This is a genomic window from Roseibium sp. MMSF_3544 (assembly GCF_030732845.1).
In the GTDB taxonomy this organism is placed as follows: Bacteria; Pseudomonadota; Alphaproteobacteria; order Rhizobiales; family Stappiaceae; genus Roseibium.
The window spans coordinates 37,380-52,942 of the sequence record NZ_JASHKA010000003.1; the positions used below are offsets into that span (position 1 = coordinate 37,380).

At 58.1% G+C, this 15,563-nt stretch carries 12 protein-coding genes; 7 read left to right on the forward strand and 5 right to left on the reverse strand.

What is annotated here, in order from left to right; translation table 11 throughout:
* Positions 1–200 precede the first annotated feature (200 nt).
* The 6 genes from RBB47_RS04930 to RBB47_RS04955 all read left to right on the forward strand — a co-directional run bounded on the left by RBB47_RS04930 (position 201) and on the right by RBB47_RS04955 (position 10,307).
* Positions 201–2,678, forward strand: a complete 2,478-nt coding sequence (locus RBB47_RS04930; RefSeq protein ID WP_305984636.1) for a CoA transferase — start codon at positions 201–203, stop codon at positions 2,676–2,678.
* Between the two features lie 4 nt (positions 2,679–2,682).
* Positions 2,683–4,338 carry a N,N-dimethylformamidase beta subunit family domain-containing protein gene (locus tag RBB47_RS04935; protein WP_305984637.1) on the forward strand — a complete coding sequence of 552 codons (1,656 nt, stop codon included), beginning with the start codon at positions 2,683–2,685 and terminating at the stop codon, positions 4,336–4,338.
* A gap of 491 nt (positions 4,339–4,829) precedes the next feature.
* Positions 4,830–6,440, forward strand: coding sequence for an ABC transporter substrate-binding protein (locus RBB47_RS04940; protein WP_305984638.1), 1,611 nt, complete (start codon positions 4,830–4,832; stop codon positions 6,438–6,440).
* Between the two features lie 180 nt (positions 6,441–6,620).
* Positions 6,621–7,577 (forward strand): ABC transporter permease, encoded by a 957-nt coding sequence (locus RBB47_RS04945; protein WP_305984639.1) that lies wholly within the window; start codon positions 6,621–6,623, stop codon positions 7,575–7,577.
* 10 nt (positions 7,578–7,587) lie between these two features.
* Positions 7,588–8,652: an ABC transporter permease gene (locus RBB47_RS04950; protein ID WP_371932740.1), complete on the forward strand. Its 1,065-nt coding sequence runs from the start codon at positions 7,588–7,590 to the stop codon at positions 8,650–8,652.
* Positions 8,649–10,307, forward strand: a complete 1,659-nt coding sequence (locus RBB47_RS04955; RefSeq protein WP_371932741.1) for an ABC transporter ATP-binding protein — start codon at positions 8,649–8,651, stop codon at positions 10,305–10,307. Before RBB47_RS04950 ends, RBB47_RS04955 begins: the two co-directional genes overlap by 4 nt.
* Positions 10,308–10,385: 78 nt before the next feature.
* Here RBB47_RS04955 and RBB47_RS04960 read toward each other — a convergent pair whose 3' ends face one another.
* The 4 genes from RBB47_RS04960 to RBB47_RS04975 all read right to left on the reverse strand — a co-directional run bounded on the left by RBB47_RS04960 (position 10,386) and on the right by RBB47_RS04975 (position 13,927).
* A complete protein-coding gene (locus RBB47_RS04960; RefSeq protein ID WP_305984641.1) occupies positions 10,386–10,508 on the reverse strand; it encodes a hypothetical protein in 123 nt (40 codons plus the stop codon).
* A gap of 306 nt (positions 10,509–10,814) precedes the next feature.
* Positions 10,815–11,681, reverse strand: a complete 867-nt coding sequence (locus tag RBB47_RS04965) for an NAD(P)-dependent oxidoreductase (protein WP_305984642.1) — start codon at positions 11,679–11,681, stop codon at positions 10,815–10,817.
* Positions 11,682–11,795: 114 nt separating this feature from the next.
* Positions 11,796–13,424, reverse strand: coding sequence for a right-handed parallel beta-helix repeat-containing protein (locus RBB47_RS04970; RefSeq protein ID WP_305984643.1), 1,629 nt, complete (start codon positions 13,422–13,424; stop codon positions 11,796–11,798).
* 98 nt (positions 13,425–13,522) lie between these two features.
* Positions 13,523–13,927: a hypothetical protein gene (locus RBB47_RS04975; protein WP_305984644.1), complete on the reverse strand. Its 405-nt coding sequence runs from the start codon at positions 13,925–13,927 to the stop codon at positions 13,523–13,525.
* A gap of 97 nt (positions 13,928–14,024) precedes the next feature.
* Between RBB47_RS04975 and RBB47_RS04980 the strand changes: the two genes are divergently transcribed.
* Positions 14,025–14,318, forward strand: a complete 294-nt coding sequence (locus RBB47_RS04980) for a hypothetical protein (RefSeq protein WP_305984645.1) — start codon at positions 14,025–14,027, stop codon at positions 14,316–14,318.
* A gap of 32 nt (positions 14,319–14,350) precedes the next feature.
* On the opposite strand, the gene RBB47_RS04985 is transcribed toward RBB47_RS04980, so the two are convergent.
* Positions 14,351–15,415, reverse strand: coding sequence for a bifunctional transcriptional activator/DNA repair enzyme AdaA (locus RBB47_RS04985; protein ID WP_305984646.1), 1,065 nt, complete (start codon positions 15,413–15,415; stop codon positions 14,351–14,353).
* Positions 15,416–15,563 lie beyond the last annotated feature (148 nt).

Sequence of the window (15,563 nt, forward strand, 5' to 3'; positions counted from 1 at the left end):
AACACGGTCCGCATTTTCCGACATTCGGCTGGTTTTTGACGCCCATGCCAACGGTTTGTGCGCTCGCACCCTTCCGATCACATTTTTCTTGAAATGCTGCGATGGCTGTTTGAGACCCAATTTTGGCGGTTTCAGCATAACCCGCCAGAATTGTTCAAATAGTCTGCTCAATGTGGAGACCAAAGTTCGGAGAGCTTGGCGTGGAGGAACGGCCGCTTTCGCACATCCGGGTGCTCGATTTCGGGCATTATCTGGCAGGGCCGCTTGTCGGCATGATGCTCGCCGATCTCGGAGCTGAAGTGATCCGCATCGACCCTCCGGGCGGGCCGCGGTGGCAGGATCCGGCCTTTGATATGCTGTCGAGGGGAAAACGTGCCCTCACACTCGACCTCAAATCGGAAGAAGGCAGGCGAACCGCCCTGGCGATGGTGGCGCGTTCCGATGTCGTCATCGACAACTTCCGACCCGGCGTTATGGAGCGGCTCGGCCTGGCGCCGGAAAGGTTTCGAGACGTCAATCCGGCCATCATCTCCCTTTCCCTGCCCGGCTTTGCCTCCACCGATCCAGACCTCAGGGACATTGCAGCCTGGGAAGCGGTGATTGCGGCCCGGACCGGTCAATTCACCGATATGGGGCTGAACCGCCGCCTGATGGGTATCAATCCATCCTTCACGCCGCTCGGACTGGCATCGGCTTATGGGGCCGCATTCGGTGCCATGTCCCTTCTTTTTGCGCTCTCTGCGCGTGAACGAACGGGTGGCGATCACATCGAAGTCCCGCTCGCATCGGCCCTCTTTGAAGGCCTCGTCTACAACTGCGAGCAGATCGAGAACTACCCCGACCGCTACAAGTCGCCACGTGAACTGGAGCTGGAGCGCCGTTCGGCACTCGGCTTGCCCAACAATCTGGATTTTGCTGAACTTTCCGAATTTCTGGACCCGTTCTACCGCACCTATACCTGCGCGGATGGCCGAGGATTTTACGTCGTCGCCTGTTCGATCGTAACCCATCCACGTCGGGTTCTTGAAATCCTCGGCCTTCAGGATTTGTTGGAGAGCCTTCCGGACTTCGATGTCTATCTCGACCAGACGGAGTGGCCAGCCGACTGGGCACTTCGCAGCTATCCCGTCGGTACGAAGGACCGTGTCCGGATTTCCGAAGCCATGAAAGCGGCTTTCCTAACAAGGCCGTCCCATGAATGGGAAGAGCTTTTCGGTGCGGCAAAAGCCCCGGCGACCGCGCAGCGCAGCACCAGAGAATGGCTGCAGGACCCTCATGCATTGCAATCTGGTCTGGTTCTTGAGGTCGACGACCCGCGTCATGGCCGGATGCGGCAAATGGGAAATGTGTGCTGGCTCGCCGGTGACAGCGCGGCCGCTGCCAAGCAGCCTGGTCCAGTGCCGGACATGTTTCGCCAGGATTTGCCGGACCTGTTGCGCGAGCCCGTTCGGGGCAGCAAAGGTCTTCAGGACGGCGGATGGCTCGATGGCCTCAAGGTGCTTGATCTGACAAATGTCATTGCTGGGCCCACGATCGGCTCGACGATCGCACGCTTCGGGGCGGAGGTCACGCTTGTCCAACCGGTTTCGCCATCGGTCGACCCCTGGAATGCGGTCGTGTTCGGGTTGCAGGCCCATCGCGGCAAGAAAAGCATCCTCTTGAACCTGCGCACGCTGGAGGGGAAAGAGACGCTCTGGAAACTTGTCGCCGATGCCGACGTTGTCACCATGAACGGCACGGACGAGCAACGCCTCGCATTGGGCCTGAGTGAAGACAGGCTGCGCGATATCAATCCGCGACTGATCCTTGTTCAACTTGACGCTTTCGGAGCGCCGCTGCGCGGCCCGAAGTCGGATCATCTCGGCTATGACGATCTCGCTCAGGCAGCAACAGGAGTCATGACCCGCTTCGGCGGTGGACCGGAAACGCCGGAGGAGCATGCCCATTTTGGAACGATCGACGTGCTCGCCGGGTTCTGCGCGTGCGCGGCGCTCGGTGCCGCACTGGAACGGCTGCGGGTGACCGGCAAAGGCAGCATTGCACGCGCGTCGCTCGCAGCGGCAGGTGAACTGATCCAGGCCCAGTTCATGTATGACTTCGCCGGCCGCAAACCCTTCGACGAACCCTCCGGGCGTCACGTCCGGGGTTGGGGACCGTTCTATCGCTGTTACAGAGCCTCAGACGGCTGGATGTTCTTTGCAGCGCCCACCTTGAAAGAACACATCCTGCAGCATGTCCCCGAATTCGAAGGGCTTCACGTCGGAGATGAAGCGGCGCTCGAAGCTTCTTTTGCAGAGTGTTTCAGGGAACATCCGGTTGCTTTCTGGACAAGGCGGCTGGCCGGGACATCCGCCGCCATTGTCCCCCTCGGATCACTTCATTCGACCCGCGACAGCTCCCTCAAGATGGAGAGCGAAGGTGCGGTCGACCTGTCGAATGGGACGTTCTGCGCTGTTCGACACGACACCCATCCGATGGGTCGGTGGGTGGATCTGGTTGCGCCCAATGCCGTCCGGCCCGTTCGAGGTCGCATTACGGTCCCTGGGCCTGCGCCGAAATACGGCGCGGACACCCGCGAGATCTTGTCAGGTTTGGGGCTCGATCCGTCCGAGATCGAAGACATGCTTGCAACAGGTGCCGCAGGCGAGCGCTGGTCCGAAAAGTATCTGCCGGAATGAGGCCATGACAGCAAGGTCGAAACACGGAGCCATCACCCCGAGGACGCGAGCCAGAGCCCGCCACATTCTCGATCACTACTATATCGGCCCCGCGCGCGACCAAGACGTCTTGGAGATCTGGGGCTACACACCAAAAATGTCTTATTTCCCCGGCGAACAGGTGGACCTTTGTGTTTCGACGACTGCCGCCGAATGGGACCTCGAAATCGGGCGCGACGGATCGGACTACGTTGCCTGCCTGGAAGAGTCCGGACTGGAGGGACAGCACCAGGACACGCCGGAAGATTGTTCGGTAACTGGTTGCGGCTGGCGACCTTCCTATTCCTTTGTGATCCCGCAGGACTGGCGGCCTGGTGGTTATCTCGTGACGCTCCGCGCCCGCAGCGGTGAGGACCAGGTCGAAGAACATCACGTATTTCTTGTCCGCCAATCTCCCGAAACGGAGAAAGTTGCCTTCGTTCTTGTATGCGCCAGCAGCACCTGGCTTGCCTATAACTGCTGGGGCGGATCGAACCACTATGAGGGCATCACAGGCGAAAACGGCGATGCCTTTTCTCCGGTTCTGTCGACGCAGCGCCCCTGGAGCCGGGGCTTCTGCAAATTGCCCGAAGGTGCACCACGAGCCGTCCCCGAGCATCAACCCCGGCCCGGCGACATGGTGCGGTACCCCTATATGGAATGGGCTTATAGCTACGGATACTCAAAGAAATATGCGTCTGCCGGTTGGGCGAGCTACGAGCGGTACTTCGCCCGTTGGGCGGATCAGGAAGGGTATGCGTTCGACTTTGTCACTCAGCACGATCTGCACGGGGATCCGGATCTCCTGAAAAGGTACAGATGCGCTGTCTTCGTTGGACACGACGAATACTGGAGCGCGGCGATGCGCGATGCTGTCGATGAATACGTTCGCGGGGGTGGCCGTGTTGCGCGGTTCGGTGGAAATTTTCTCTGGCAGGTTCGTCTGGAAGACGAGGGACGCCGCCAGGTCTGCTACAAGTACGAGGCATCACAACGCGATCCGGTTGTTGGCACAGCCGATGCCCGCTTGACGACGGGCGCTTGGGAGTCCCCGGAAGTGAACCGGCCCGGTGCCCTGACATTCGGCGTCAACGGACTGCGGGGCATTTACGCCGAACTCGGCAATTGCGCCGGAAATGGCGCCGCCGGGTTCACTGTTTACCGGCCCGAGCACTGGGCGTTCGCGGGAACCGGTCTTGGCTACGGCGACGTCCTCGGCGCCTCCAGCCGTATATTCGGATATGAAGTGGACGGCCTGGACTACAGGTTCGTTGATGGGCTTCCCTTCCCGGCTGGAACCGACGGCGCTGCACAGGAGATCGAAATCCTGGCAATGGGGCTCGCCACCAACGTTGAATCCGACCGCGCAGTTTGGGGTGAGACCCTCTATATCGGCGCGAGCGACGCGGAATTCAGGGCCAAAACGCTGTCTGGCGAAATAACACCCGAGACACTGGCAACAAGCTCCCGCGGAAGCGGGATGATGGTGTTCTGGCGCACCGGTTTGGGGGAAGTTTTCGCATCGGCGACTTGCGAATGGGTCATGGGGCTTCACCGCAAGGATCTGCAGGTTGAACAGGTTACGCGCAACGTTCTTGACCGATTTGGAGACGTAGGAGGAACAGGTGCCAACGTCGCCTGATGGAGACTGCGCTGCAATGCAGCGGATGCAGCCAAGCAAATCGAAATTCAGACAACCAAAGAGGAGCAAAATTCACATAACGAACAGCGCACTTTCTAGGGTCAGCCTATTAAGTTGCCTGCACCGTCCAGCGCAAAGCTTGGGGAGCTACTGTTTTAAAGGTTAAAAATTGTTAATTTCTGACGCATTGCCAGATGTTGACTAAGTATTCAATAATATTGGCAGCATCCAATGAGCTCAGATGGCGGCTTGCTGCTCAAAAGTGAAGCAAATGGTCAAATTCTGTGCTGCAACGCAGAAAAATTGGAGTTAATCACGATCAAAAAATTGAAAGGAAGAATTTCGTCAAAAGGGTAGCGGAATCGGCACTGTTCGTGTTTTGCTGATTAAATGTCGCATATGAGCTTTGCAAATACCCGAAAAATGCTGAAGCTACATTTGGGAAAATCGCCGGTTCAATGTCCGGCAAAGAATCCAAAAGGGGAGTAAGTATGACAAAATCCAAGAATCCGGAGTTACTCAATAACCTGGAGAAGGCCGCGCGCACGGGCGGCATCTCCAAGCGTGAATTCCTGCAGTATTCCATGCTTGCCGGTGTAACGGCCTCCACGGCAACCGGTCTTTGGACGTCCCAGGCAAAAGCGCAACCGAAACGTGGTGGCACATTCCGTTACGGCGTGCACGACGGTAACTCGAGTGACAGCCACGATCCGGGTACGTATCAGAGCGTTTATTCCATCCAGCTCGCGCACACGCATCGCAGCTATCTGACCGAAATCACCGAGGAAAACGGCCTTGGCCCCGACATGGCTGTCGGCTGGGAAGCAAGCCCGGACGCGAAGACCTGGACCTTCGAACTGAACACAGATGCAACCTTCCATGACGGTCGCAAGTTCACCGCCAACGACGCTGTTGCATCACTGAATTTCCACCGCGGTGAAAAGTCGACTTCCGCAGCGAAGGCGCTGCTCGACAGTGTTGTCGACATCAAGGCCGACGGTGACAAGCACGTCGTCATTGAACTCAGCCAGGGCTTCGCAGACCTTCCCTGGATCCTGACCGACTACCACCTGGTCATGCTGCCGGCGCGCGACGACGGCACGGTTGATTGGGAAAGCGGTGTCGGCGCTGGCCCTTACAAGATCGAGCAGAACGAATTCGGCATCGGCACCTCGCTGGTTCGTCACGACGGCTGGCACCGTGAAGGCGCCTGGTTCGACCGCGTCGACATGACCGTGCTGAACGACCCGAATGCCCGTCAGACGGCGCTTGTGACCGGCGATGTCGACGCGATCTCTTCCGTCGACCTGAAAACCATGGCCCTTCTGCAGCGCCATCCGGATGTGGAACTCGACAACATTCCGTCTGGCTCCGCAATCACGCTGCCGATGTTCTGCGATGTTGCTCCGTTCGACAATGTGGACGTCCGCATGGCCCTGAAACTGGCGATCGACCGCGAGGAAATCGTCGAAAAGATCGTCTTCGGCACCGGCACGCCCGGCAACGACTTCCACGTCTCGCCGAACATGCCTTACTTCCCGGCTGACATTCCGCAGCGCACGTACGATCCGGAAAAAGCCAAGTGGCATCTGAAGCAGGCCGGCATGGAAAACCTCTCCGTCAGCCTGTCCGCCACGGACAGCGTGCTGCCGGGTGCGGTCGACATGGTCGTTCTTTACTCCGAACAGGCCAAGAAGGCTGGTATCGACCTCAAGCCGGTCCGTGAAGCAAGCGACGGTTACTGGTCGGATGTCTGGCTGAAGAAGCCGTTCGTCTTCGTGAAATGGGGTGCACGTCCGACACCGGACAACATGTTCACCCTGGCCTACAAGGACGATGCCGCCTGGAACGAGTCGCATTGGAAGAACGCCCGCTTCAACGAGCTGCTGCTTCAGGCCAAAGCGGAACTCGACGAGACCCGCCGCGCAGAGATGTATCACGAAATGTGCACGCTCGCCCGCGACGACGGTGGCACCATCATCCCGATGTTCGTCAACTTCGTCTATGCACGGCGCAAGAACGTCAAGCACGGTCCTAGCGTGGCGGCTTCCTGGGAAACCGATGGTGCACGTGGAACGCACCGCTGGTGGTTCGAGGGCTAACCAGACACAAGCGGCAGGTTCCGGCCTGCCGCTTTTTTGCACCGGGACTGTCCCACGGGGCAGTTCCACCCAAAGTGTCGGGTTATTTTTCACAAGACAAACCAGGGATCACTTCCAGATCCGCGCCCGACACTCTTCCGGCCAATTGGGGTGCCGGGCGTCTTTATTCTGGAGGGACAAATGGGGGACATCCTACAGCTGGTCCTAAAGAGACTTGGCTTAGGTTTGATCACGCTTTTGGTGATCTCATTCCTGATTTTCTTCGCAGTCGAGCTCCTGCCGGGCGATATTGCCCAAGCTGTTCTCGGACAGGCTGCAACACCTGAAACCGTCGCGGCATTGCGCGAAAAAATGGGTCTCGATCAACCCGCGCTCGTTCGGTATTTCCAATGGCTCGGCGGCGCAGTGACCGGTGACTTCGGCACCTCACTCATATCCGGGGAACGGGTGAGCGAGGCGATCAGCGACCGCTTCATCAACACACTGTTTCTGGCGACCTACGCGGCCGTGATCGCGGTTCCGATATCGATCATACTCGGTGTTATCGTCGCGCTGCTTCGCAACACGATCTTTGACCGTGTCGCCAACGTCGTCACTCTGACATCCATCAGCTCCCCCGAGTTTTTCCTCGGCTACATTCTGATCCTCTACCTCGCCGTGAAAACCCAATACTTCCCGGCAATCGCGAGCCTCAGCAGCGACATGAGTTTCGGCGAATTGCTTCACCGGACGTTCCTGCCGGCGCTCACGCTTGTTCTTGTCGTCACGGCACACATGATGCGCATGACGCGTGCCGCGATCATCAACCTTCTGGCTTCGCCCTATATCGAAATGGCGCGCCTGAAAGGGGTGCCGCCATGGAAAGTGATCGTGAAGCACGCGCTTCCCAATGCGTGGGCACCGATCATCAACGTTGTTGCCCTGAACCTTGCGTATCTGATCACGGGCGTGGTTCTGGTCGAGGTTGTTTTCGTCTATCCGGGTATCGGCCAGCTTCTGGTTGACGCCGTGTCCAAACGCGACTTCCCGATCGTCCAGGCGTGCTGTCTCATCTTCGCTGCAACCTTCATCCTGCTCAACCTTGCAGCGGATGTCGGAGCAATCCTCACTAACCCGCGTTTGCGTCATCCGAAGTGAGGGCAGCGATATGAATTCATTCGTCATCGGATATTATGCGCTGCTAATCGGGGCTTCCTGCCTGGCTGCGTATTTCAAACAACGTCAGATCTTTCTGCTGATCTTCTCCCTCACCCTGGTGTCCTTTGTGACGGGGATCGTGGGCGGTGTTCCGGCGCTTCGGTTCATCACGATCGCAGCGGGTCTGCTCGCGCTTGCGGCCGGCGTTTCCTACGCCTTCCGCGAGTTCCTGATCATCATCACGCCGGAGGGTGTCGCCAAGGAACTGAGAACAGCGCCCTTGACCGCCGCATTCGGCATGTTCGTGATATTCACCTACGCCATTGCCGGTATCTTCGCGCCTGTCATCGCGCCATTCGGCGAAGCGGAAGTAATCTCTTCCGCCTTTGCACCTGCGGATGAGAACATGCTCCTTGGAGCCGACCAGCTCGGCCGCGACATGTTCAGTCGGATCATCTATGGCGCGCGAAACTCCGTCGGACTGGCGCTGACCGCAACCGGTCTCGCCTTTATTCTCGGAGCCTTCGCAGGCCTTATGGCTGCGACGAAGGGCGGCTGGTTCGACCAGCTGATGGGCCGGGTCGCCGACGTTATCATGTCGGTTCCGTCTCTGATCTTCGCGCTTCTGATGCTGTCCATCTTCGGCACAAGCTTGGTTGTGATCGTCATCATCGTGGCCCTGATCTACTCGCCGCGCGTCTTCCGCCTGACCCGTGCGGTGGCGGGCAACGTCGTGGTGATGGACTATATCGAGGCCGCGAAACTGCGCGGTGAAGGCAACTGGTACCTGATCCGAAAAGAAATCCTGCCGAACTCGACCGCTCCCCTGGTCGCTGAATTCGGCCTGGAATTCTGTTTCGTGTTCCTGCTGATTGCCGGCCTCTCCTTCCTCGGTCTCGGCATCCAGCCGCCAACCGCGGACTGGGGCTCGATGGTGCGCGAAAACGCGACACTGATTTCATTTGGTGAACTGACACCGCTGATCCCGGCGGCCGCCATTGCGCTGCTGACGGTTGCGGTCAACTTCGTCGTCGACTGGATGCTGTTCCGGTCCTCCGGCCTGAAGGAGGTATGAGCATGGTTCCTAAGAAAGATGTCCTTCTGGAAATCAAGGAACTTCGGATCGAGGGCTATTCCGACGAGCAATGGATCGAGATCGTCCACGGCGTCGATCTCACCCTTCACAAGGGTGAAGTCCTTGGCTTGATCGGAGAGTCGGGTGCCGGCAAATCAACCATCGGCCTTGCGGCTATGGGATTTGCCAGGGATGGCTGCCGGATTTCCGGCGGCTCCATCGATTTCGATGGCATGGAGCTGACCACGACACCGGAAAGCGACCTGCGAGCCTTGCGGGGATCGCGGATCGCTTATGTGGCACAGTCGGCCGCCGCGTCGTTCAATCCGGCGCACCGGATTATCGACCAGCACACAGAAGCTCCGATCCAGTACCGCATTCAAAAGCGGGTCGAGGCACAGGAAGATGCGATGGAGCTCTACCATCGCCTTCGCTTGCCCAATCCGGATGAAATCGGCTTCCGCTATCCGCACCAGGTTTCGGGCGGGCAGCTCCAGCGTGCCATGACAGCCATGGCCATGGCCTGCCGTCCCGACCTGATCATCTTCGACGAGCCGACGACGGCGCTCGACGTGACAACCCAGATCGAGGTTCTCGCCGCGATCAGGGACATTGTCGACCAGTTCAACACGGCTGCGATCTACATCACCCACGACCTTGCCGTCGTGGCGCAGATGGCCGATACGATCAAGGTCCTGCTGAAGGGCAACGAGGTCGAGGAAGCGCCAACGGAGCAAATGCTGGACAGTCCGACCGAAGACTATACGAAAAGCCTTTGGGCGGTTCGCAGCTTCAAGCGTCCGCAGAAGCAGCGCCCGACCGGCTCCGATGCCGTGCCGATCGTCTCCGTCAAGGGCGTGGACGCGGCCTATGGCAAGGTGAAGGTGCTGGATGATGTCTCATTCGATATCTTTGCCGGCATGACCGTCGCCGTCGTCGGCGAGTCCGGGTCCGGCAAGTCGACGACCGCACGCTGCATCACCGGACTTCTGCCGCCGACAAAGGGTGAGATCCAGTTTCACGGGCAGGCCCTGCCACCCCGTTATCAGGACCGCTCGAAGGACCAGCTTCGCCAGGCGCAGATGATCTACCAGATGGCCGACACGGCGCTGAACCCGAAAATCCGGATCAGCGAGATCATCGGCCGTCCGGCGCAGTTCTACGGCGGACTGCACGGTGCAGAACTGAAGAACCGGGTCGACGAACTGCTCGATCTGATCGAACTGGATCCGGCAAAGTTCTATAGCCGCTACCCGCCCGAGCTCTCCGGCGGGCAGAAACAGCGGGTGGGCATTGCCCGCGCGCTTGCAGCGGAACCGTCCTTCATCATCTGCGACGAGGTGACGAGCGCGCTCGATCAACTTGTCGCCGAAGGCATCCTGAAACTGCTCGACAAGCTTCAGCAGGACCTGAACCTCGCCTACATGTTCATCACCCACGATCTGGCGACGGTGCGTTCGATCGCCGATGAAGTGGTGGTGATGCAGAAGGGCAAGGTGGTTGAGCAGGGACCGAAGGACGAGATGTTCAAACCACCGCACCACCCCTACACCGACCTGCTGCTGTCGTCGGTTCCGGAGATGGATCCGAACTGGTTGACGACGCTGCTCGAGGAGCGGGGAACCGACTCGATCGGCGAAGCGGCAAGCGTCTGATCATTGAAAAAGAAAAACCCCGGGACCTAGGTCCCGGGGTTTTTGATTCCTTGCGGAAAACAGAAGGCTATCGGTTGCTCAGCCGACCATCAGGTAGCCGGACAAAGCCATCACACCGACAATAACGCCATAGACCCCAACCAGAGCCTGCCAGGTTCCGGCTTGGTTCTTGTATTCGCGGATCAAATCGTCTCGGGTCATGCCGACCTCCTCGACTCCGGATCAATTCCGGATACACGGTGTTGCCATTTGAGGCGACACTTAAGCGAGAGAGATTAAGAATTCAATGACTTGAACCAAGAATCGTTCATTAGATTTTGCATAGCTGTGCTGTGAGTTATGCCAAATTTAGTTAGGTTTTCGATCCAACGCGATGATTTGGACAAGCTTGATCCAAATTCCCTATGTTTTTCAGTCTGTTATCACCCAAACACAAATTACGCGCCGGACACACATATCGCCACAGCTTTCGCCCAAGAAAGATCAATTAACGCACACAGTACGCTCTCATTTTGCACGTTTTGCGCGATACACTTCAAAGACCGACGCCGTGTCGAGCCGCTCGGGCAACTCTCTTATGGCAGAATCGTACAATGCGCGGCTCGCCTCGAAGAGCGGCGCGAAGACTTCCTTGGCCTCAATGTCGCCGCCGATGATTTTCAGATCCTTGTCAAACATCAACAGGCTGGCTGTTGGCGGATCGTAGGATCCGTTGATCATCAACGGCATTCGCAAGTCGGACATTCGCGACTGTCCGGCGCCCTTGGAAAGCAGTTGATAGACCAATTCACGATCCAGCCCGAGAGCGTCCGCATAGTTGAGTGTTTCCGCAGCGGCGGCGTTGTGAACCGCAACCGCGTGATTGGCGACGAATTTCAACTTTGTCCCGTTGCCGAAATCACCGACATTCATCACCAGCCTGGTGAATTTATCCAGAAGCGGACGCGCGGCTTCAACACTTTCAGCCGGACCTGACGCCATCATCACCAGGTCGGCCTCCTTTGCCTGTGAGCCCGTACCGCTCACCGGGCAATCAAGCAGGACCGCGCCGCTTTTCTGCAAGACCGACCTTGCAGCTTCCTTGTCAGCCAGTGCGAATGTGCCGGTTTCGATGACAATCTGCCCGGGTTGAAGCAAGCCCGCCAGGTTTTCACAAACGGATGCAAGCGCGTGCGGCGTTGCTAATGCGAGGACAATCAACTCACATTCGGCGATCCACTCACCCGGCGTCTCGTAGGCCTGGCCTCCAGCCTCTTCGAGCGCTGCTCGGGCATTTTGCGACAGATCGGCGCCTATGACAGTTTCACCGGACTTCAGAAGGTTTTGGGCATACGCCCCGCCCATGATCCCCAACCCGATGATGCCGACTGTCATGACTACGTTCCCCCGTTTTGTTCAAGCCGCTGTGAGTGTAGCCCACTGACATGCGGCGGTAGGTGTATGACACAGAAAGGGAAATGCGTTCAACGATGGGGCTGGCTTGTGCCCTCACGATGCAGGCTTCGGAACCTCCCAGTCGGACACAAAAAGAGGATCAGGCAGAGTGAAACATGTCTCGTCCTGCCAGGCGCCGACGCAAAGCGGATGCTTGTAGCTTTTGAAATTCATGACCTTGCCGCCGTCCGGCAAATGAAACGTGACGCGTGCTGCAGCAATCGCGTTCGTCAGCTTCAGACCGTCGGGACGCCCGTGGAGCGGTTTTGAAAATTTCGGCGCTGTTCCGGAAGCTCTCGGACCAATCGGGTAGCCGGCCGAAATGAGCTCCAACGGAAACGACGGATGTCCCACCATGTCGTTATCGACGGTGATATCGAGTTCTTTCCAGGCCTTGGTGAAGCGTTTCTTCTCCAGTTGCTTAATGGTGTCCCAGTCAGCGTCCGGATCGTGTCGGGTTTCCCACTTGAGACCGAACGGATTGACTTTATTGATAAAAAAGTCTTCGGCATTTTCGTTGTAGGCGACGACATTGTTCAGGTGATGGAAATTGCTGATGCGCTTTTTCTTGAACATGGGATTGCGCACGAACCAGGTGTTGTGGACGACATAATGCGGACCGACGGCTTCGTGCTCCGTGCCAAATTTGAAGAGGCGGCCCGTAACCAGGTCTTTCGGGTCCTCAGGATCCGGTCCGGGGCGTGCACGGCTCCAGCCAAGATTGCCATAGATGTAAAAGTAGCCGGAGCGGTCGGGCTCAATGGAAAAGGGTGCGTAGCAGTCGACAAACCTGTTGTGCCTGACCGTCCAGTTAAAGGCATAGTCTTCAGGTTCGACCGCGTTGTCGCGAATGCGCACAAACCAATTGTCACTGATCATCACATTGCGCGAGCACCGCTTCTGTGCGTCCTTCGCCAACTGATTGAAAAAGTGGATGCCGTTAAAGGCGTCCATGATGCAGTTGTTCCGCAAGATCACGTAGCCGGCTATCGTCCAGGCGCGGAAGAAATCACCGTCATAGGCACGGGCATCGTCGTCCTGGACGGGTTTCCCGGTGACGCTGGAATCCGCGTGGATCTTGTTCCAGTCCGTTTGCCGAAAGAGGTGGCAGCACTCCAGGTCCTTCTCGTCCTTCAGATAACCATGATCCCGGATGGACCGGATCTGCGCATCGCCGTGACAGCTCGGATCCTGAATCCAGTCGCAGTCTTCAATAAGCAGGTGACGCGTGTCGGTGCCCGTCGCCCCGATCGCAAAGGTTCCACCACGGATGTGGACACCCCTGATCGTGATGTGCTGGCAATTCTCGATGTAGATCGCGGTCGGCCAGCAGTTTTCGAACGTGAGATCTTCCAGGACAATCCACTGGCAGTCCCGCAGGATCAGCTGCGCTTGGTCTGCCATGAAATAAACGCCGGGAAACTCTCCTGAGGCTTCGTGTGCCCGAGCGAGTGTGTTGGCGCGCTGATTGAAGTCCTTGAACGTTTCGTCGGTGGCGAAAACAGATGGCGACCGCTTCGCCGAATTCTTGTTAGGAGCAACCGGTTTCTTGCCTCTGATATAGACGGGCTTGTCGCGTGTTCCGCTGACACCGCTGACCACGACAGGGTCGGTGATGCGCTCTGCTTCGAGTGCAAGGACGGAACCCGCTTTCAGCTTTCTGACCTTTTTGTGGATGCCCAAGTTTGCCCCCGTTTTGTCGCCTCAAGGCCGGCGCAGCTCAAAATAGATTGCACGGTCAGCGTGATCCGCTACCCGCTGAAAGTGAATTTCCCAGAAGACTACAACCAAAAACTGCTCAATCTCCAGGTTATTCGCGCGGAAATCCTGCCCAACTCAAAACTGTGATCGCAGTCACGGACACCACAGGTGTTGCAGAGTAACGTGAAGAAAGTGATGGAATGGAGGAAGAAATATCCGTTTTCCCGATCCTCACAAGGGGCCTGCAAGTCTGTCTTCAATGATTTGAAAAGGACCATTTGATGATTACGATCAATTCCCCTTCCATGTGTCTCAACGATGCCCGCGCCGCCGTGAATTACACGATGGACGTAACGCAGACCGTCAGTTCGTCGGACACCCAGCGCAACATTGTCGACCGCGTCGTCGCCGCTGCAGGACGCGCCCGCGGCGGACGGATAGACAACCTGATCCTCACCGCTCATGGCTTCCCGGCCTTTTTTCAACTCGGCTCCGGACTGTCTTCCGGTTCCATGGCACCCTGGGCCGATGTGAAGGGAAAGGTTTTCAAAATCTGGTTTCGCGGCTGTCTGGTTGCGAGAATTGCCGGACCTCACACTGACCGTCACGGCGGCGCTGCGCGCAGTCGGCGCAACCAGCGGCGACGGTCATGCTTTCATCCGCGCCTTTGCCCGCCTGACCGGCTGCTATGTGGTTGCGGCGACCGAAATGCAAGCCAGTAACAGGCAGTCCTACCCCCACGGTCAAATGGACAGCTACGAAGGGCTGGTGCTTTCCTATGATCCTCAGGGAACGATCAGCTGGCGACGCCGCTATCCAAGTCTCTACGGCTACAATGCTAACGCTTCGAGAGCCAGCACTCCGAACCGTGAGTAACCCGGGACGACGTTGACTGATCGTTTGAACGGTCAGGAGCGGGGCTTTTCGCCATAGCTCCGCTCCAGCTCGATCAGGCGTTGTTTGCGCCAGAGCCCGCCGCCATAGCCGGTCAGAGAGCCATCGGCGCCCAAAACCCTGTGGCAGGGCACGACAATCGCTATCTGGTTGGCACCATTGGCCCGCGCGACCGCCCGGACCGCCTCCGGCCGGCCCAGCTCTTTTGCCAACTCGGAATAACTGCGTGTTCCGCCCGCAGGGATCTTCAGAAGCTGCCGCCAGACGTCCTTGGTAAAAGCCGAGCCATGAAGAGCGAGCTTCGTTTCGAAGCTACCGGACCTGCCTTCAAAAAATCGGTTCAGTTCTTCCTGGATCTGATCGGTGACCTCGGTGCGCCCGAAACCAATTCGGCCCTTGGCAAACCCCTGGAGCTTGCCGAACTCCGAGCGCAGGGCCTTGCGGTCGAGAAACTCAAGCAAATGCAGTTGAGTGCTGTCGGTAATCGCGATCAGGGGTCCGAGCGGGGACGAGACCCAATCGGCAAACAGCAGAGGGTCCTGCGAAAAGTGCCCCGGCGCCTGCCCAAGGATCTTTGCGAACGCCTCCCGGAAAGCGCTCGGTGAATCGAACCCCGCGGTGATCTGCGCATCGATGACCTTGCCGCCTCCGGCAAGCGTTGAAAAGCCTTCCTGCAACCGGCGCTGACGCGCCATCTCAAGGAACGTCATGCCGAAATGCCGTTTGAAGGCCCGGCGCACCGTCGATGGGTCCAGTCCCATCCGGACAATGTCCGGCTCCATCCAGCGATAACCTGGCCGCTTCTCAAGGGCTTCAATCAATGTCTTCACGACCGGGTCCGCACTTGCTTCCGGTGTTGTCGGTTTGCAGCGCTTGCAGGGACGAAAACCGGCGTCGATACATTCGGCGACCGTTTCATAAAAGGTACAGTTTTCCCGTTTCGGTTTGCGGGCCGGGCAGGTCAGGCGACAGAAGATCCCGGTAGAGGCCACGCAAACGAAAACCCGTCCGTCATAGGCGGGATCCCGGTTGAGTAGTGCTTCATAAAGCGTGTCGAATTCAGGCAGTTTCAGCAGCATGTCCCGACATTAGGCTGACTCGGCAGGAGGCGCAGCCGAAAATCGGGCGTCTATTTCGTATCGCCCTGAACGGTGGAGAACGATACGTCAGGGGAGAAAGCCAACAACTCCCGTCATTGCCGGACTTGATCCGGCAATCCAAGCCGTA

Coding starts and splice junctions, on each gene's coding strand:
- RBB47_RS04960 (WP_305984641.1), bottom strand. CDS start 10,508: ATGACCCGAGACGATTTGATCCGCGAATACAAGAACCAAGCCGGAACC.
- RBB47_RS04955 (WP_371932741.1), top strand. CDS start 8,649: ATGAGCATGGTTCCTAAGAAAGATGTCCTTCTGGAAATCAAGGAACTT.
- RBB47_RS04985 (WP_305984646.1), bottom strand. CDS start 15,415: ATGCTGCTGAAACTGCCTGAATTCGACACGCTTTATGAAGCACTACTC.
- RBB47_RS04940 (WP_305984638.1), top strand. CDS start 4,830: ATGACAAAATCCAAGAATCCGGAGTTACTCAATAACCTGGAGAAGGCC.
- RBB47_RS04965 (WP_305984642.1), bottom strand. CDS start 11,681: ATGACAGTCGGCATCATCGGGTTGGGGATCATGGGCGGGGCGTATGCC.
- RBB47_RS04945 (WP_305984639.1), top strand. CDS start 6,621: ATGGGGGACATCCTACAGCTGGTCCTAAAGAGACTTGGCTTAGGTTTG.
- RBB47_RS04935 (WP_305984637.1), top strand. CDS start 2,683: ATGACAGCAAGGTCGAAACACGGAGCCATCACCCCGAGGACGCGAGCC.
- RBB47_RS04950 (WP_371932740.1), top strand. CDS start 7,588: ATGAATTCATTCGTCATCGGATATTATGCGCTGCTAATCGGGGCTTCC.